This window comes from Halomonas sp. N3-2A (assembly GCF_002216165.1).
Classification (GTDB): domain Bacteria; phylum Pseudomonadota; class Gammaproteobacteria; order Pseudomonadales; family Halomonadaceae; genus Vreelandella.
Map to the genome: position 1 here is coordinate 1,992,220 of NZ_CP022286.1, position 18,480 is coordinate 2,010,699.

Annotated in this window: 20 protein-coding genes; 6 read left to right on the forward strand and 14 right to left on the reverse strand. The window is 53.7% G+C overall.

The window, feature by feature from the left end; translation table 11 throughout:
- Position 1: 1 nt before the first annotated feature.
- The 7 genes from CEK60_RS09410 to CEK60_RS09440 form a co-directional block, all read right to left on the reverse strand.
- On the reverse strand, positions 2-787 hold the full coding sequence (locus tag CEK60_RS09410; RefSeq protein WP_089038787.1) for an L-iditol 2-dehydrogenase: 786 nt from the start codon (positions 785-787) through the stop codon (positions 2-4).
- Positions 771-1,469 carry an HAD family hydrolase gene (locus tag CEK60_RS09415; RefSeq protein ID WP_089038788.1) on the reverse strand — a complete coding sequence of 233 codons (699 nt, stop codon included), beginning with the start codon at positions 1,467-1,469 and terminating at the stop codon, positions 771-773. Before CEK60_RS09415 ends, CEK60_RS09410 begins: the two co-directional genes overlap by 17 nt.
- Entirely contained in the window at positions 1,466-2,623 is a 1,158-nt protein-coding gene (locus CEK60_RS09420; RefSeq protein ID WP_089038789.1) for an ABC transporter ATP-binding protein, read from the reverse strand. The genes CEK60_RS09415 and CEK60_RS09420 overlap by 4 nt, the downstream gene beginning before the upstream one ends.
- Before the next feature lie 11 nt (positions 2,624-2,634).
- A complete protein-coding gene (locus CEK60_RS09425; RefSeq protein WP_089038790.1) occupies positions 2,635-3,489 on the reverse strand; it encodes a carbohydrate ABC transporter permease in 855 nt (284 codons plus the stop codon).
- Between the two features lie 32 nt (positions 3,490-3,521).
- Entirely contained in the window at positions 3,522-4,412 is an 891-nt protein-coding gene (locus CEK60_RS09430) for a carbohydrate ABC transporter permease (RefSeq protein WP_089038791.1), read from the reverse strand.
- A gap of 78 nt (positions 4,413-4,490) precedes the next feature.
- Positions 4,491-5,813, reverse strand: coding sequence for an ABC transporter substrate-binding protein (locus CEK60_RS09435; RefSeq protein ID WP_089038792.1), 1,323 nt, complete (start codon positions 5,811-5,813; stop codon positions 4,491-4,493).
- A 251-nt stretch (positions 5,814-6,064) separates the two neighbouring features.
- Complete coding sequence (locus CEK60_RS09440) at positions 6,065-7,021, reverse strand: sugar-binding transcriptional regulator (protein ID WP_089038793.1); 957 nt, start codon at positions 7,019-7,021, stop codon at positions 6,065-6,067.
- A gap of 95 nt (positions 7,022-7,116) precedes the next feature.
- Between CEK60_RS09440 and CEK60_RS09445 the strand changes: the two genes are divergently transcribed.
- The gene (locus CEK60_RS09445; protein ID WP_089038794.1) at positions 7,117-7,428 is read left to right on the forward strand and encodes an NGG1p interacting factor NIF3; all 312 of its coding nucleotides are present in this window, start codon (positions 7,117-7,119) and stop codon (positions 7,426-7,428) included.
- 60 nt (positions 7,429-7,488) lie between these two features.
- On the opposite strand, the gene CEK60_RS09450 is transcribed toward CEK60_RS09445, so the two are convergent.
- Entirely contained in the window at positions 7,489-8,046 is a 558-nt protein-coding gene (locus CEK60_RS09450) for an NUDIX hydrolase (protein WP_089038795.1), read from the reverse strand.
- A 94-nt stretch (positions 8,047-8,140) separates the two neighbouring features.
- Between CEK60_RS09450 and CEK60_RS09455 the strand changes: the two genes are divergently transcribed.
- The 4 genes from CEK60_RS09455 to CEK60_RS09470 are packed head-to-tail and all read left to right on the forward strand — an operon-like array spanning position 8,141 to position 11,726.
- Positions 8,141-8,800, forward strand: coding sequence for a CoA pyrophosphatase (locus CEK60_RS09455; RefSeq protein WP_198361489.1), 660 nt, complete (start codon positions 8,141-8,143; stop codon positions 8,798-8,800).
- The gene (locus CEK60_RS09460; protein WP_089038797.1) at positions 8,797-9,486 is read left to right on the forward strand and encodes a 2OG-Fe(II) oxygenase; all 690 of its coding nucleotides are present in this window, start codon (positions 8,797-8,799) and stop codon (positions 9,484-9,486) included. Before CEK60_RS09455 ends, CEK60_RS09460 begins: the two co-directional genes overlap by 4 nt.
- Before the next feature lie 6 nt (positions 9,487-9,492).
- The gene (locus tag CEK60_RS09465; protein ID WP_089038798.1) at positions 9,493-11,025 is read left to right on the forward strand and encodes a PAS domain-containing sensor histidine kinase; all 1,533 of its coding nucleotides are present in this window, start codon (positions 9,493-9,495) and stop codon (positions 11,023-11,025) included.
- Positions 11,022-11,726 (forward strand): response regulator transcription factor, encoded by a 705-nt coding sequence (locus CEK60_RS09470; protein ID WP_232471495.1) that lies wholly within the window; start codon positions 11,022-11,024, stop codon positions 11,724-11,726. The genes CEK60_RS09465 and CEK60_RS09470 overlap by 4 nt, the downstream gene beginning before the upstream one ends.
- Here CEK60_RS09470 and CEK60_RS09475 read toward each other — a convergent pair.
- Complete coding sequence (locus CEK60_RS09475; RefSeq protein WP_089038799.1) at positions 11,719-12,684, reverse strand: L,D-transpeptidase family protein; 966 nt, start codon at positions 12,682-12,684, stop codon at positions 11,719-11,721. The two genes, CEK60_RS09470 and CEK60_RS09475, sit on opposite strands and share 8 nt — an antisense overlap.
- A gap of 391 nt (positions 12,685-13,075) precedes the next feature.
- Positions 13,076-13,498 carry an OsmC family protein gene (locus tag CEK60_RS09480; RefSeq protein WP_038482328.1) on the reverse strand — a complete coding sequence of 141 codons (423 nt, stop codon included), beginning with the start codon at positions 13,496-13,498 and terminating at the stop codon, positions 13,076-13,078.
- Between the two features lie 238 nt (positions 13,499-13,736).
- Between CEK60_RS09480 and CEK60_RS09485 the strand changes: the two genes are divergently transcribed.
- The gene (locus tag CEK60_RS09485; protein ID WP_089038800.1) at positions 13,737-14,642 is read left to right on the forward strand and encodes a DMT family transporter; all 906 of its coding nucleotides are present in this window, start codon (positions 13,737-13,739) and stop codon (positions 14,640-14,642) included.
- Here CEK60_RS09485 and CEK60_RS09490 read toward each other — a convergent pair.
- The 4 genes from CEK60_RS09490 to CEK60_RS09505 all read right to left on the reverse strand — a co-directional run bounded on the left by CEK60_RS09490 (position 14,596) and on the right by CEK60_RS09505 (position 18,480).
- A complete protein-coding gene (locus CEK60_RS09490) occupies positions 14,596-15,441 on the reverse strand; it encodes an MOSC domain-containing protein (protein WP_089038801.1) in 846 nt (281 codons plus the stop codon). The two genes, CEK60_RS09485 and CEK60_RS09490, sit on opposite strands and share 47 nt — an antisense overlap.
- Before the next feature lie 93 nt (positions 15,442-15,534).
- Complete coding sequence (gene gntR / locus CEK60_RS09495) at positions 15,535-16,530, reverse strand: gluconate operon transcriptional repressor GntR (protein ID WP_089040895.1); 996 nt, start codon at positions 16,528-16,530, stop codon at positions 15,535-15,537.
- 132 nt (positions 16,531-16,662) lie between these two features.
- Complete coding sequence (locus tag CEK60_RS09500) at positions 16,663-17,187, reverse strand: gluconokinase (protein ID WP_089038802.1); 525 nt, start codon at positions 17,185-17,187, stop codon at positions 16,663-16,665.
- Between the two features lie 12 nt (positions 17,188-17,199).
- Entirely contained in the window at positions 17,200-18,480 is a 1,281-nt protein-coding gene (locus CEK60_RS09505; protein WP_089038803.1) for a TRAP transporter large permease, read from the reverse strand.

Here is an 18,480-nt window from a genome sequence, read left to right on the forward strand (position 1 = left end):
ATCAACTCATCCAGTTGCCACCATCGACGTTGAGCGTCTGAGCAACGATGTAGTCACTATCCTGACTAGCAAGAAACACGGCGGCCCCCGTGTGGTCTTCCGGCAATCCCATACGCCCAAAGGGCACAGACTCGCCAACCAAACGCTTTTTCTCGCCCAGCGGGCGGTTCTCATAGCGTGCAAACAGTGCATCGACTTCTTCCCACATCGGCGTATCCACTACCCCCGGTGCAATGCCGTTCACGTTAATACGGTGCTTGATCAAATCCAGCCCGCAGGACTGGGTCAGGCTAATCACAGCGGCTTTACTCGCACAGTAAACGCTGACGAGTGGCTCGCCGCGTCGGCCTGCCTGAGACGACATATTAATAATTTTGCCCCCTTGGCCTTGTGCCACCATGGCGCGAGCCACGATCTGCAGGGTAAAAAACAGCCCCTTGGCATTCACCGCAAACTGCTTGTCAAAGCTGGCCTCTGTCACCTCGAGCACCGGTGCCATATCAAACACCGCGGCGTTATTGACTAAAATATCGATCCCGCCAAATCGCTCGGTAACGCGCTCCACCATGGCGTTGATAGAGGCTTGATCGCACACGTTCAGCACGACACCCATCACGCGCTCGGCACCACCGTCTTGTTGCAGCGTAGCGAGCGCATCGTCAATGGCATTGGCATCGATGTCGGCCACAATGACCTTCGCCCCTTCGGCGAGGTAGCGCTGAGCAATGGCTAAACCGATACCACGGGCACCGCCTGTGATGACGGCGCGTTTATTGAGCAGTTTCATTGTTATCTTGTCCTTGCAAATGGGATTGCCACTCGTCTACTAAAGCGTGAAGTCCGCGCATATGGGGCAAAATTCGCCAAGCGCCCGCCGCCAGTAACCGTGAGGACTGCTGTTCATCAACATGACTTGCCCCCACAAAACCAATCACTCGCATGCCCGCAGCATAAGCAGCGGTTACCCCTGCCACGCTATCTTCTACCACCAGACAGCGGCTGGGTGAGCAGCCAAGAGAACTGGCCGCTAAGTGATAAATAGCGGGGTCCGGCTTGGGGTTTTCGACCTGCTCGGCGGTGAAAATCGGCACATCTCCTAGCGCGCCGTTCAGTTGGGTAGTGGCGAGCGATGCCAGCACGCGGCAACGGCGGCTGTTCGAGACCACGGCCTTGGGTAAGTCGATCCCGCTGATGGCTGCATGCGCCCCCGCAATGGCGGTTAATTCCCTCGCCAAGCGCGCTTCAATGGCGCTATCGACCAGTTCAGCGGCATTAGGCGGCAACAGGTGGCGGCTTAGCTGTTCCAGGTGCTGGAGGATGTTGGCCGTTGTCATACCCAGGGCTTGGCTAAGTAACGTCGGTATATCCAGATCCGGTAGCCACTGTCCAAGGTGGGTTTCCAGAGTCTCTTCAGCGAGTGCTTCGCTATCCACCAGAACGCCATCACAATCAAAAATCAGCGCTTTCATACCTGCTCCCCCGGAGAGGCAGATTCCGTAGCCGCACGATTATCTTGGCGGGTCAGGCTTGCTAACGGGTGCTGCTGCAAGCTAGGTAGGGCTAGCCCGTCTGCGTCAAACAGATGGGCGCGCTCGGGGGCAAAACCAAAACGCACGCTATCGTTGACCCGGTAGGCCACATCGCCATCAGCCATAATAGTGATCAACTCATCGTCCATTTGAACGTAGAGCGAGGTTTGACCGCCGAGGCGCTCAAGCACTTTGATCTGCCCACTCAGCGGCCCCTGTTCATCAAGGACCAAGTGTTCTGGGCGAACACCCAGCTCAAGGGTGGCATTAGCGTCCAAGTGCCCACCGTCGACCGGCACACTGCGCTCACCGCCGCCGGGCAGACGAATCGCGACGCCTTCAGGCGTTACGCCGGTCAACGTCACCGGTAGAAAATTCATTTTCGGTGAGCCAATAAAGCCCGCCACAAAGCGATTGCGCGGGTGGTGGTAGAGCGCCATTGGCGAGCCCACCTGCTCCACCACGCCATCGTGTAGCACAACGATTTTATCGGCCATGGTCATGGCTTCTATCTGATCGTGGGTGACGTAAATCATCGTGGCATCTAGTTCTTCATGCAGCCGTGCCAGCTCAATGCGCATCTGCACCCGCAACGCCGCATCCAAATTGGAGAGCGGCTCGTCAAACAGGAAGATGCTGGGGTTACGCACAATCGCCCGGCCAATCGCCACTCGCTGGCGCTGGCCGCCTGAAAGCGCTTTGGGCTTGCGGTCTAACAGCGGCTCCAGCTGCAGAATTTTGGCCGCCTCCAGCACTTTGGCGCGACGCTCCTCTTTGGGTACTCCAGCCAAGCGCATGCTGAAACCCATGTTGCCCTCAACCGTCATGTGCGGGTATAGCGCATAACTCTGGAACACCATGGCCAAGCCGCGATCGGCGGGGCCCACATCGTTTATTCGCTTACCATCGATCAGAATGTCGCCGTCGCTTGCACTCTCCAAGCCCGCGATCATGCGCATCAGCGTGGATTTGCCACAGCCCGAAGGGCCAACAAACACCACGAACTCACGGTCGTTCACCTCGAGATCAATGCCTTTGATGACCTTAGTGTCGCCAAACTGTTTGATAATGTTCTTCAGTTGTAAGGTTGCCATGGGGAACTCCTTTACTTGACGGCGCCAAAGGTCAGGCCGCGCACCATTTGTTTTTGGGTCATCCAGCCGAGGATCAGGATGGGGGCGATTGCCATGGTGGAAGCCGCTGAAAGCTTGGCCCAGAATAGCCCTTCGGGGCTTGAGAACGAGGCAATATACGCGGTCAGCGGTGCCGCTTTCGACGAGGTTAAGTTGAGACTCCAGAACGCTTCGTTCCAGCTCAAAATCACTGAGAGCAGCCCGGTAGAGGCGATGCCCGGCAACGTTAGCGGCAGCAGCAGGAAAAACACCTCCTGCAGAGTGGACGCGCCGTCCATCCTGCCGGCTTCCAGAATGTCTTTGGGCATATCTTTGAAGAAGGTGTAGAGCATCCACACCACAATGGGCAGGTTCATCAGAGTGTAAATAATGATTAGCCCGGTACGGGTATCCAACAGCCCCACATCGCGGAAAATCAAATAGATAGGTACCAAGACACCGACAGGTGGCAGCATTTTGGTAGACAGCATCCAGAGCAACGTGCCCTTGGTTCGCTTAGTGGGCAAAAAGGCCATGGCATACGCCGATGGAATGGCAATCAGCAGTGCTAAAAAGGTCGAGCCAAATGCCACGACGACGCTATTTAGCGCAAAACGCGCATAGCCCGAGCGTGCCTGAACGGCTTGATAGCTCTCAAGGGTGGGGGAAAAGATAAAGCTTGGATCTGCAATTGCTGCCGTTTCGGTTTTAAACCCGGTCAGCACCATCCACAGGATGGGAAAAAAGATAATCAGAGCAATCGACCAGCCCACTAGGGTTAAGACCAGTTGCCTGATGGGCAACGAGCGAGCGTTAGCTGGCGCGACGCTATTACGATGAAGTGTCATTGAAATGCTCCCAAGACGCCCTGTCACCGGGGTTAGTCTTCTAAGTTCTTAGCGACCATACGGACAAGGAAAATCGCGACGATATTGGCGAGAATGATGGCGATCACCCCACCCGCTGAGGCCAAGCCCACATCGAAATCCAGCAGCGCTTGGATATAGATCAAATAGGCTAAGTTAGTGGTCGCGAGTCCCGGCCCGCCGGAGGTGGTGACAAAAATTTCGGCAAAAATCGTCAGCAAGAAGATCATCTCAATCATGATCACCACGCTAATGGCACGCTTTAGGTGCGGCAGCGTAATGAAGAAGAAAATCGCCAGTGGCCCGGCACCATCCATACGCGCTGCTTCCACTTGGTCTTCATCCAGCGACTGCATGGCGGTGAGCAGGATCAATAGTGCAAACGGCAGCCACTGCCACGACACAATAATGATGATGGAGGTCAGCGGTAGCGATGAGAACCAGTCCAGTGCAGGCAGCCCCAGCGACTGCGCCAGCCACGCCAACACCCCGTTAGAGGGGTGCATCATCATGTTTTTCCATACCAGCGCGCTCACCGTTGGCATGACAAAGAAGGGAGAAATCGCCAGCACGCGCGCAATGCCACGCCCAGCAAACTCCTGCTGGAACAGCACCGCGAGCAGCGTGCCGCCCACCACTGTGATCACCAGTACCGACCCTACCAGCAACAGGGTGGTGCCCATCGCCGACCACAAGGCAGGGTCAGTCAGCAAGTATTCATAGTTTTCCAGCCCGGCGAAGCCGGTCATCCCGGGCATGAGTAAGTTATAGCGCTGAAAAGAGAACCAGATCGTCATGCCCAGAGGCACGATCATCCAGAGCAGCAGCAGCGATACCGCGGGCGCTTGAAGCGAAAGCGTTCTTAGCCCGCCGACCGTTCGGCCGGAAGCACGTGTTCTATTCATGGAAATACCTGCAAGAAAACAGACCTGCTAGAACCACTGAAATACGTCTGCCCATAACTGGGCAGACGCAAGAGTGCATTAACGTTCGATGTAGCCTGCCCGCTGCATGGTGCGCTCGGTGGCTCGCTGAGCGCTATCAAGCGCCTGAGCTACTGAGGTGTCACCGGTCAAGGCAGCGGCAATCGTTTGGCCCACTTGCGTACCAATCGACTGGAACTCTGGAATACCTACAAACTGAACGCCGACATAGGGGGTTGGCTCTAGGCTGGAGTCGGTAGGATCAGCTTCTTGTATGGCGTTAAGTACAAAATCGGCAAATGGCGCGGCATCAACGTACTGCTCGTTGGCGTAGGTGGATTCACGAGTCCCCGGCGGTACGCTGGTCCAGCCGTTCGTTTCACCAACAAGCTCGATGTACTCCTGTGAAGTCGCCCAGGTAATGAATTGCTGTGCTGCTTCTTTGTGCTCAGAGGAAGCGGGAATCGCCAGCGCCCAGGACCACAGCCAGTGAGAGCCTTTAGGGGTTTCGGCGATGGGTGCTGGCGCAAAGCCTAGCGTACTTGCTACGTCCGACTCGTTTTCATCGTAGAGCTTGCCTGCTGCCGAGGTGGCATCAACCCACATGGCGCAGTTCCCACGAGAAAAGAGCGCCAGGTTTTCGTTGAAGCCGTTGGAGCTGGCTCCGGGCGGACCGTAGTTGCTTAGCAGGTCAACATAGAACGCAATCGCATTGTTCCAGGCCTCGGAGTTAAGCTCCGGGTTCCACTGCTCATCAAACCAGCGGCCGCCAAAGGTGTTCACCAGCGTCGAGACAAAGGCCATGTTTTCGCCCCAGCCCGGCTTACCGCGCAAGCAAATACCTGCCAGGTTCTCTTCGCTACCGTGTAACTGCTCGGCCCAGTCGCGCACCTGCTCCCAGGTGGGCTGCGCTGGCATCTCGATGCCAGCCTGCTCAAACAGATCGGTGCGGTAGTACATCATGGAGCTTTCCGCATAAAACGGCAGGGCGTGCAGCGTGCCATCTAGGCTTAGGCCATCGCGTACCGATGCCAGCAAATCATCTTCATTGTAGTCATCGGGCAAGTTTTCCAGCGGCTCAAGCCAGCCACGTTCTGCCCAGATGGGCACTTCATAAGTACCGATAGTCATCACATCGAACTGCCCGCCACCGGTGGCAATATCCGTGGTCATACGCTGACGCAGCACATTCTCCTCAAGCACGACCCAGTCCAGAGTGATATCCGGGTGCGCTTGCTCAAAGGCATCGGTCAGGCTCTGCATGATGACCATGTCGTTATTGTTTACCGTGGCAACGGTGATTTCTGTTTGAGCGTGGGCTTGGCCAGCTACCGCAATAGCGGCCGCTAGGGTCGTGATGGGTAAATGACGGGCAAGACGCATACAGCTTTCCTCTTGGCAAATATTGGCATTGTTTTTATCGGCACAGCGATTACTGGAATTGTCGTTATTAGGGCTGTGGTTATTAAGGACTGTGGTTACTGGCAATGTCGCTATTGTCACCGCAGCCAAACTGATCAAATTGATCAACTGTCGATCAAATGATCGTACGAAAGCCAAAAAAAAGCAAAGCCTACCCTTTTAGACTTTATGCTAATTCATTCAGCTATTTGCATGTTGCACTGCGCTATAAATCATTGAGCAATAGTGTTAACGATTTGTCTCGCCGCAATTTCATCCGTTATCAATCCTTTTAACCAGCCTCCTCGCAATGCTGCCCGTATGGCGGGCGCTTTATCGTGCCCACCCGCTATTGCCACCATAAGATGCTTACCGAACCGCTCTAGAGGCAAACTGGTCACTCGCCGTGTTATTGAGCAATCAATCACTTCTCCCTGGTCGTTAAGCGGCCAGCCCAGCAACTCACCTACTGCTTTAAGGCTTAATAGCTCATCTAGCTCACTTTCGCTGATGAAGTGGTCTTGAAACAGCGTGGCTTGCCGGTCAATTCTGCCGACTCCAATAAAGGCAGCTTCAGACTCTCTCGCCACATCGGCAATCGCCTTAAACAGGCGCTGTGTCAGCATGGCCTCTTTCTCGACTAACGACTCCGCTACCACGGGTGCAGGTAGTAAAAAGCGCTCGCCACCCGTTTTATCCGCCAGCAGCATGACCGCGTCGTAGCGGTTAGCCGAACCATCCCTGGCAACATTCCCTACCAGAGAAACAAAGCGATGTTGGGGCCGCTCAATACGGCTAAGAGCCTCTACCGCAGCCCGAACCGAGCGCCCAGTCCCCAAAGACAGCGTTAATGGATCGCTGCGCTCCACCAAACGAGCCATCCGTTCAGCACCTGCAACAGCTAAATAATACGCAGCACTTTCAGGAGCCTGGCTATCGGCGGGCACAACATCGCAATATGCCAAGCCGAAATGATCGCGAAGCACGCTGCCTAATGTCATACAGGTAGAAATAGGATGGTCAATATGGACCTTCACCAACCCTTCTTGCCTTGCGAGCGCTAACAGGCGCTGGACACCGGGTCGAGAAACCCCTAATTGGTTGGCAATTTCATCCTGAGTCATACCGCCGACATAAGACATCCAAGCAGCTCTGGCCGCCTGATCAAGCTTCACCTCAAACTTATCCATTGACACACTCACTGCCCTATAATTTGAACTATTGTCGCACAACGCCTTCACTAGGGCTCTTGCGCCATGGTTTATTAATAAGGATAAAGATGACTATGTACAAGCTTGCTTTTTTTGTTCCCGTTGAAGATGCCGAGAGTGTTAAAGAAGCGGTCTTTGAAACAGGAGCTGGCCGACTTGGTGATTATGAGGCCTGCTGTTTTCAAACCCGCGGTACCGGCCAGTTCCGCCCACTAGAGGGCGCGCACCCTCATATTGGACACGTAGGGTCACTGGAAACTGTCGAAGAAGTGAAGGTTGAACTTGTTTGCCGCGATGAGTATATACGGGCAGCGATTGCGGCATTGAAGTTAGCCCACCCCTATGAAGAGGTGGCCTATGATGTTTGGCAATTGGCTGACCTGTAATTCAGCAATACAAGGCTTTAATAGATCACCTTGCTAGCCACGCCTAAACAGCAATAAAGCTTAGGCACTGCCAAAATATCGCTCCCTATCTTCAGGGGTAATCGAGCTGATGTGCAGCGGGTAGTGGGCATTTTTACGGTCTTCATAAAAGTGCTGTAACGTGCGCTCAATCGTTGGAAAAGCAAGCTCGTCCCAAGGAATTTCATGCTCTTCGAACAGCGCAACTTCCAAGCTTTCAGGGCCTGCGCTAAAGCCACCGAGAAGCTCTGCACGAAAAATCATATACACTTGATTGATATGAGGCAGATCAATAAGCGTGTATAACCCCTCCAGCTTTACCTCTGCAACGGCCTCCTCCCAGGTCTCGCGTGCGGCGGCCTGCTGAGTGGTTTCGGCGTTTTCCATATAGCCCGCGGGGAGTGTCCAATACCCTTTACGCGGAGAAATCGCCCGTTTACACAGCAATATTTTATCGTCAATCACCGGCAGCGTCCCCGCCACAATACGCGGGTTCTGGTAATGAATAGTGCCACAGGCATCGCATAAATAGCGCGAACGGTCATCGCCTTCAGGAACAGCAAAACGGACTTTTTCACCACACTGACTACAAAAATTCATCGCGTTTTCTCTACGGCTGATGGGGCAAGGCTTTAACGTACTTGACGTCAATAACCGCTGCTGGGTAAAAGAGAACAAAGTAAATGGAAGCCCTATGTTAGAGAAACTGCGCAAACAACTGCAACAGCACTCCCCCCAACGGCTAGACCACGTTGTAATGCCCGAGGCTGCCGTGCTAATGCCTATTGTTGAGCGTCCATCGCCCACACTGCTGTTTACACGGCGAGCGAGCCATCTCAGCACTCACAGTGGCCAAGTCGCGTTTCCCGGCGGCAAACGCGAGGCCTGCGATGCCGACCTCTATGCTACGGCTCTTCGCGAGGCACAAGAAGAGATTGCGCTAGCGCCTTCCCTTGTACAACCCTTGGGAAGGTTATCAGACGTTATTTCGCTACATGGCATCCGAGTCACGCCATGGGTCGGCATTATTCCGCCAGATTTACCGTTAGTAGCAGATCCCTCAGAATTAGACACCATTTTTGAAGTGCCACTCAGCCACTTTCTAGACGACAAGCGCACCCACACCGATGTAATAACGGTAGATGGCGTTGCTCACTACGTACCTAGCTACCATGTCGACGGCCACGTGATCTGGGGGCTTTCTGCCATGATGCTGGTAGAACTACTGGCGGAAGGGTTTGGCATGCCAATTGACCTGTACCAGCGCCCACCTGGGGCGTTACGTCACTATCCTGAGAGAAGCAGTCGCCTACCAAAAGCAGCTCGCATGCCGACTAAGAGAACCATGAAATGATTGCCTCTGCAGCGCCAAATTCGTTACCCAATAGCAATAGCCCCCCAGCGATCAACCCTATCGCCCATATTGCACTGGTTGATGCGCTTGTTGAGCAAGGCTGGTACGTGGGTAACAACGTGATAGACCTTGATCTTTGCCAAGCGCTGCACCGAGAGCTGCACCATATGGCCGAACACGATGTGCTTGATGAGGCTGGCATTGGCCGCGGCAAAGAACATCACCTTCGCAAAGATATTCGCGGCGATGCCATTCACTGGTTGGATAGAGAAAGCGCAGCCCAGCGCCGCTATCTTGACGCCATGGCAGAACTCCAACTATCTCTCAATCAAGCGCTTTTCCTGGGGTTGTTTGAGTATGAAGCTCACTTTGCCCACTACCCGCCAGGCGCGTTTTATCAACGCCACTTAGACAGTTTTCGAGGGCGAGCTAACCGGGTTATTTCAACCGTCGGTTACTTAAACCCTCAGTGGCCCTTAGATGGCGGCGGAGAGATGGTCATTTATCACCCCGACACCCCTTCTCTGGAAGTCGCCCGCGTAGTGCCTGAAGCAGGAACGTTCGCCTGCTTTTTATCCGAAACCATTCCCCACGAGGTGCTGCCAACCCAGCATCCGCGTGCCAGCATCGCTGGCTGGTTTAGGCGTAACGCCTCGCTGGATGGCGTGCTCGACCCGGCGCGTTGAAACACTATGGACACCAGTAACGAAGCCACATTAAGCGCCAGAATCAAAGCCCTAGAAGCGCAAAATGCAGTGCTGGAAGAAGAGAAGCGTCATTATCAGTGGCTGGCAGAAAGTACCACTGACTTGATATCTCGCCATGCCCGCGACGGTACTTTTTTATATGCCTCTCAAGCGGCGCGAGACTTACTAGGGTACGAACCCGAAGAGCTGATTGGCGTATCGGCCTATCAGCTGTTTCATCCTGCTGATCTAAGTGATCTGCTAAACAAATCACCTCGGGTCTACTATCACGACGGTTTTTATCAGCAAACGTATCGGTTTCGGGCTAAGGCAGGTCACTACATCTGGTTTGAAACCACCAGCCGAACCCGCCGAGATGCTGCCACAGGCGAGCTAATTGATATTTTATGCGTCTCTCGGGACGTGAGCCGCCGAGTCCATGCCGAAGCCACAAGAGAGCGTTTAGCGCAGGTGGTCGAATCTACCACTGACTACGTACTTTTTTTAGGGCCTAACCACCATATCTTCAGCGCCAACGAAGCAGCTCGACGCTGTTTTTCACTCCCGCGCGATGCCATGCAAGTTGCTCTGTCAGCGCTTTACCCTAGTGACTCGTTGGCGCTGCTGGAACAGGTCGTCTTTCCGGCGGTGGAACGCTATGGCTCCTGGAGCGGCGAGCTGGAAATGCTCAGCACAAACGGCTCGGTTCCTGTGCTCAGTGTCGTGCTTACCCACCGCAGCCGCGGGGCGGAACCTGGGCACTTTGCCTTAATTAATCGCGATATTAGCGTGCGTAAAGCGGCCGAAGCCCAGGCACGTCGGCACCAAGAACAAATTGCCCATGCCAATCGGTTAGCCGCCGCCGGAGAGCTTGCGTCTAATATTGCCCATGAACTCAATCAGCCCCTTGGTGCCATCGCCAACTACACCAGTGGCGCCCTTTTGAAAACGACGCATACGCCTAACTTACCCGCCAGCGAACTACAGCTGCCACTGGCCCGCATTGATGAGCAAGTACAGCGTCTTGCCCAACGACTCCGCCATATGCGCAGCTTTGTGCGTAAACGCAGCCACTGTGTCAGACCCCTAGTACTTGAACACGTCATTGCCGCCGCCTTTCAACTGTGCGACTGGCAGTATAAGCAGGCCTCCGTTCAGCTTATTCAGCAATTGCCCCACGGGCTGCCACGTATTTATGCGGACCCTATTGCCCTTGAGCAAGTAATCGTTAACCTATTGCTCAACGCGCTAACCGCGAGCCGTGACTTCCCTGATGCCGATCAGGTCATCGTTGCCGCGCAAAAAAGCGGCAATCGACAGCTGACCCTTAGCGTTGAAGACCAGGGTCCAGGTGTAGCGCCAGACCATCAAGACACCATTTTTGATGCCTTTTTCACCACCCGCGATGAAGGATTGGGAATGGGTTTGGCAATTAGCCGTTCGCTAATCGAGAGCATGGGCGGGGCGCTGACTCTGCGCCCCCAGCAAAACGCGAAAGGCGCATGCTTTGACATCACACTTCGCACAGAAACAGTATGATTGCGCAATCAGTGCATCAACAGGGGCCAGTAATGACCAGTAGTGTTGAACGACAGTCTACCGCCACCATTGCGGTTGTTGATGATGATCAAGCATTGCGTGAATCGCTGGTTTGGCTGCTTGAGTCCGTCGGATTAACCGCTCAAGCGTTTCATGACGGCGAACAATTCTTAGCAAGTCAGCACGATAAACTGGGCGCACTGCTGCTTGATGTTCGCATGCCAGGCATGAGTGGACTGCAAGTGCAGCAGCAGCTGGTTGACCAAGGCGCTACCCTGCCGGTCATTATGATGACAGGGCATGGCGATGTCCCCATGGCAGTGGCTGCACTAAAGAACGGCGCATTTGATTTTATTGAAAAGCCGTTTAACCACCAGCAGCTGATTGACAGCGTGCAACAGGCGTTGGGCAGCGCTCACCAACAGCAGCGCGCTCAGCAGCAGTTGGCAATGCTGCGAACACGTTACCAATCGCTACGCCCGAAAGAGCAGCGCATTGTGATTCATGTAGCAGAAGGAATGACCAGTCGTGAAATTGCCGAGCACATGGAGATTAGCGGTAAAACCGTCGAGGTCTATCGGTTAAGAGCCATGAAGGCCATGCACGCTGCAAATTTGGCAGAGCTGGTGCGGCAAGCGGTGGCGCTGGAGCTCGTTTCCTCGCTCAGCGCCCCCCATGTTGATAGCGAACGGCCTAGCTAAGTGGCACAACCTGGCCATTGGCTTTTTCCAGCACATTACGCACCTGCTCGTAATCAATGCCGTGCTCATCACCCTCGTGAGCCTCAATTAGGCTAACCACCTCTAACAGCGTTTCCATTCCAAAACTCTGTTCATCCGTGGGCGTAAAAGCTTGAACATAGGCATTTTCGTTACTCCCCCAGCCCACCTTAACGGGGCTGTCGATAATGTTTACCTGCGTGCCGACTGGAATACGCCAAAATACCGATTCAATATCTTCTGGGTGCATCCGAATACAGCCACGGCTAGCGCGCATGCCAACACCGTCAGGCTGATTAGTGCCATGAATTAAGTAGCCAGGGATATCCAGCAAAATAGCGTATTGCCCTAATGGATTATCTTCACCAGGAGGAACAACCGCGGGCGCAGGATCACCGCGTTCAGCAGCTTCTTGGCGAATAGATTCGGGTGGATACCATGCCGGATTCTCAAGACGCATGGTGGTCTTAGTAATGCCCAGCGGCGTATTGAACGCATCGCGACCAATACCAATAGGATACGTTTCGACCCGCGGAGCCTTGCCCTCTTCTACCTCTGGGTAATAGTAAAGCCTAAGCTCAGCAACATTAATCACAATGCCAGTACGCGGCTCGTCTGGCAGAATATATTGGCCGGGTATTGTCACCTCAGTACCTTCGCCTGGTATCCAAATACTGGTATCCGGGTTGGCCATGCGAATCTCTTCGTAACCCACATTATGCTCGCGAGCGATGTCGAGCAGGGTATCCTCTTTTTTCGCCGTAACGGTATACACCTCGCCCACCATATTCCCTTCATCAGGGAGCAAAAAGTGGCCTTTGGGTAATTCACTTTCACTGGCAACGGCACTGGATGCAAACAACCAAGCTCCCAAAGCGACACTGCTAGCCCACAATTTTTTAACCTGTCGAAGCGTTTGATACCGTGCGGCAACTGTCATGGGGTCTCCTTTATTATATAGCCCCAAGGCGCTACCTGCTGTTAAGCAAGCCACTGTGGGGGCAATTTGCGTACGAATATGAACAAGCGGTCTGAATGGGTCAATTCGACAGACTGTCGCAGCAATCTCAACGACCAACGTGGGTGAGACGTTTCATTGAGAGTGATTTTAACGTTTATTAATAAATCTAACACGCCCTGGTTTAACGCTGATGTCCATTTAATTTGATCTTAACTATGCGTGCTTCATTAGCATTGCTAGACAGTGCATAGCATCTATCTTTCATAAACGCCTTTTCATAAATGCCTAAAGCGGCTATTGCGTACCCAGAAAAAATCATAAAAAAGCGCTGCATACATGCAGCGCTTTTCGGCGTTATCTGGCGTTCGAATCACCCCTTTAAGGTTGCGTCCATAGTTATGTCAGCATTTAATACTTTGGAAACAGGGCAGTTCGCTTTAGCTGTTTCAGCAGCTTCTTGAAAAGCAGCGTCATCGGCACCGCTTACGCTGGCAACAACGTCCAAATGAATGCTGGAAATATCGAAACCATCTGCGCTTTGTGAAAGCGTTACGCGCGCATTGGTATCAATAGCATCAGCGGTAAAGCCTTTCTCTCCAAGAATCATCGAAAGCGCCATTGAGAAACAGCTTGCATGGGCAGCGCCAATTAACTCTTCCGGGGTGGTGCCGGGTGCTCCTTCAAAGCGCTGTTTGAACGAATAGCCAGCATCCAATGCTCCACTTTCCGTCGCCACATTGCCCTGGCCATCTTTGAGTCCACCTTCCCAACGTGCGCTTGCTTTACTATCCATTCCGTTCTCCTTTCCTCTGATAGTTAGCGTCATCTCGTTTTAGGACGCAGTCACTGCGCCCGCCAACTCAATCAGCGTAGCTGATTCTGGCGCCGCTGCCGAATTTACTCGATCAACATGTCTATACTACTGCTTAGCTGTTATACGCTATTCGCTTTCCAACGCTTTATCGTTAAGCTGAGCAGCACTATGGCACTCACCACACCTATGGTCGCCGCAATGAATCTAAGGACACATCATGTCATCGGCTGATGCGCTGCGTTTGGTTTTGCTCTCCTCCCTATGGGGACTATCGTTTATTTTTATGCGTGTCGCCGCGCCAGAATTTGGTGCTATTCCGCTAGTGTTAGTCAGGATGGGAGTTGGTGCTTTGCTCTTGGTGCCGCTGCTCCTGAGCCTGCGCTACCTGCGGCTGATCTGGCAGCACAAAGGACCGTTACTCCTGCTGGGTGTGATGAATCATGTGCTGCCTTTCTCATTGTTGGCGTTAGCGACAACACGCTTAGAGGCAGGGTTTACTTCGCTGATAAACGCCACCACACCGATTTTCACGGCCCTACTAGGCGCCGCCTTTTTTGCCACTCCCATCCAACGTCAGCAGTACATTGGTCTCGCACTAGCGCTACTGGGTGTGTATGTGCTGTCTGCTGACCGGCTAGACTTCACTCTAGGCGGCGACGGCTGGTTTATTGTTGCGGTACTCGGTGCCACGTTTTGCTACGGACTTGCTGGTAACTACTCGAAAACACGCTTGAGTCATCTACCCAGCCGCGTGTTGGCGGCTGGTAGTAGCGCGATGTCAGCCCTGGTGTTACTGGTACCTGGTTTGCTGCTCTGGCCTAGCGAGCCTGTCAGCGTGCTCGCCTGGGGTAACGCCCTGGCGCTGGCGATGCTAAGCACCACATTAGCCTTCCTACTTTATTTCGGCCTATTAGCTAGCGCAGGGGCCACAGCGACCTCAACCGTCACCTTTTTGGTCCCTGTCAGCGCACTGCTATGGGGCTACTTGCTACTTAATGAGACGCTGAGTCTTCAAGTGGTGGCTGGCATGGTCATTACCCTAGCAGGCACCGCCATTGCTACCGGACTATTAAGGCTTAGGTCGCGCGGCGCGTTGGCACCACCTCATCCCCCACACGAATAGTGCTACCTTGCCCGGCAGTTAGCGTGGCGTTTTGGCCAAAATGCGCGCCTTTAAGATGAGGCTGAGTGTTTAAGGAAAGCAGCGTTTTTAGTGGTTCTGCCTGTTGCGGCACAGTGCCGGTTTGCTGGTCCACTGTGGTAATTTTGCAGCGCTGGCAGGGTTTGCGAAGCGTCAGCTCATAGCCACTCTGGCCCGCGAGTGTGGCCCACTGGTCTTCCGCCCAGGCATCATCACAATCGACCACAATATTCGGCCGAAAACGGTTCATCGGCACAGAGGATTGCCCATTGGCAACAAGCGCTTGATTCAAGGCATCCAGAGAGCCGGTGGTGGTTATCAAGAAAGGGTAGCCATCAGAAAAGTAGGTATGGGCCTCGCCTCCCGCCAGAAAATCTTCTTCAACAGAACGCGTAAACTCGGTAGCAAAGCGCACTAAGCTAATGCCTTGTGCTTGCTCGCCCAATGCCGCCACAAGCCAGTGCGATACATCCTCGCTTTCTGGCACTGCTTTGCAGTGGTCGTTCCACACTTTTACCAGGCGCAAATTACCTTGGGGGTCTTCAAGGGGAATCGCGATCGGGTCTACCTTCGGGTGAGATAGTACCAATGCCTGATCGGTTAACTCGACCGCGATGGTGGCAAGCTGTGGTAGCTGGCGCTGAGTAACAAAACGCTGCTGGGCATCCACCAGCATCCAGCGTCGATCCCAGGCTAACCCATGGTCATGGAGTTCACTTTGAGTAACGTTAATTCCCTTTAAGGATTTAACCGGGTAGACAATGAGTTGGGTAATATTCACGGCGGTCTCATGCTCTCTATAGCGATTTTTTAATGACCAATCTTTAATTAACAGCCTATCGAGTTTGCTGGCTCGCCGCTAGCCACCCTGAAGCTAAAGTGTTTTACCCGTCTCAATTCGATACCCCAAATCCATGATTTGGTGTTCAGGTACTTCGCCACGAATGCGCGACAATAGCGCTTTCGCAGCGGCTTCCCCAATGGCTTGCCGAGGTGTAATAACGCTAGCAAGGCGCGGGCTCATCGCCTGGCCGACATCGTGGCCATGAAACCCAGCAATCGCCATCTGTTCGGGGACATTAATGCCATGGCGCAAACACTCAAAGTAAGCCCCCACCGCAACATCGTCGTTGGTGCAGAAAACACCATCGGCACTAGGGTGATCTCGTTGAATTTCCTGCATGAGCGCCGCCCCGACGCTGTAGGAAGAGCGCTGACTGCTCTGCAGCGTTATCGGCGTTAACCCTTGCTCTTCCATAGCTTGGCGATAGCCTTGCTCACGCTGGCGTGTCCGCTCATCCAGACGCACAGCCAGATAAATCACCTGACGCCTGCCACGGCGAATCATCTCACTGACCATATCGTAAGCGGCCTGCACGTTATCGTAGCCCACCGCCTGCTGCAGTGGCGGGCGACGGGTATCCATAATCTCCACAATAGGAATACCGGCTGTCTCCAACATCCGCAGACTACGCGGAGTGTGATCGCGGTCAGACAAGATGACCCCATCCACATTATAAGAGAGCAGCGAGGCCAAACTACGCTCTTCAAGCTCAGGGCTGTAACCGTAGTGAGACAGCATTAAGTGATAACCGGCAGGCTCGGTGTACGCTTCGATACCGACAATGACATCAGCAAATACCTGGTTGGTCAGCGATGGTACCAGCACGCCGATAGAGTGGCTGGTTGCCCGAGAAAGCAGGTCTGGTGCCCGATTGGGAATATAGCCAATCTGTTCAGCAACGCTAAAAATACGTTCGCGAAGCCCTTCCGATACCGTTTCAGGGTCTCGCAAGCAGCGACTGACGGTCATTTTTGTCGCATCAACGCGATCAGCAATATCTTGTAATGTCGGGCGTTTTTTCTTCAATGGCGTCACTGACTGTTCTGTTAAGTGCGTAAGTCTGTTAAGTACGTAAGCCTACTAAATACAGGTCTGTAAAATGCGCAGGGGCCATACCATAGCGAATAGTACGGCCCCTCGCCTATCCCATCCTTTAGCCTAATGAACGCGTAGCGTAGGCGCTAGCGCCGCCGTAAAGTGCTCGACAATCTCGCTAGGCGATAGCGCAATGGAGACGGTCATCGCTTCATCACTGCTTGGCGGCTCTAAATCGGCGAGCTGGCTTGCCAGCATATTATCACCTTTAAAGAAGTGCCCTGCCCTGGTTGCTAACCGTTCACGCAGAAGCGCATGGCTTCCTTCTAGATATAAAACATGCAGCGCAGGGTCACCTTCGCGCAGGCGATCCCGATAGCGTTTTTTAAGGCCGGAACAGGCGATGACCACGGACGCATTGCGCGCTTTATGAGCCGCGAACAAGTCAGCAAGCGTTGCCAGCCAGTCACGACGATCGTTGTCATTGAGTGGCGTGCCGCTGGCCATTTTCGCCACATTGGCCGGTGAATGATGGTCGTCACCGTCAATAAACGTTGCGCCCAGCGCTGCTGCTAATTGCTGTCCGATATGCGACTTCCCTGATCCAGAAACGCCCATGACAAGAATACGATGTGATGGCTTATTCACTCGATGCTCCTATCAATTGCCGCGCACGGCGGTGAGGTCAGGCAGCCAAGTAACGATGCCAGGGAACGCAATCAGCACCACCAGAACAACGATCAAGGCGGCGTAGTAAGGCAGCATGGCTTTTACCAGGGACTCCATAGACACCTTGCCGACACCACACCCAACGTACAGACAGGTACCAACCGGCGGGGTTAACAACCCAATGCCTAAAATAAAGGCCATTAGAACGCCAAAGTAAGCGGCATCAACACCCACCGATGTCACGATCGGTGCAAGCATTGGCGCCATAATCACCATGGCTGGCGTTAGGTCCATTACAAACCCCACCAATAGCAGTAGCCCCGCCACGATCAGCAGCAGCAAAAACGGCTCCTGGGTAATCGCCTGTACTTGGCGCACTAAGGTTTGTGGAACCATGTTAATGGTTAGAAACCACGCAATAACGGTGGCAAAAGCCAACAACATCATCACCATGCCAGTGAGCCTTGCGGTGCGAATTAACATACCGCCCAACTCGCTGAGCTTAAATTCACGGTATACCAGCAAAGAAATGAACAGCGAGTAAAGCAAAGCAGCCACAGCGGCTTCAGTGGCAGTAAACACGCCGCCAATAATGCCGCCAATAACGATCACAGGGAGCACCAGCGCTAACCAGGCATCCTTAAACGCTTTCCACAACCGATCCCAGCGGAATTGGCGAACGCCGCCACCCTGCTTGCTCGCCAGAATAAAGGTGGTCACCATGAGCGCGGCGCCAATTAACAGGCCAGGCACAATCCCCGCGATAAACAGACGACTGATCGACGTCTCGGTAACAATGCCATATAAAATAAGCGGTATAGACGGTGGAATAATAATGCCGATCACCGACGACACGGTGTTAATCGCCGTGGCATTTGCGGCGGTGTAACCTTGCTGTTTCATCGATGGGATCATCATTGCGCCAGTCGCTGCGGTATCCGCAACCGCCGAGCCGCTGATCCCACCAAAAAACATCGAACCGGTAATCGCTACCTGACCAAGTCCGCCGCGCATAAAGCCAACTAAGGCGCCAGCAAGCTCCATCAAGCGTCGTGCAATACCACCATTACTCATCACTTCGCCGACGAGAATAAAGAAGGGGATCGCCAGCAGCGGGAAGCTATTTACGCCACGAATTGACTGCTCAATCATAATCGATAGCGGGATATCAGACAGCACCGCCATGACTAAGGCTGCTACCCCTAGGCCAAACGCAATCGGCAAACCAATCACAATAGACGCCAATAATATGGCTAGAAAAATCCACAGCAT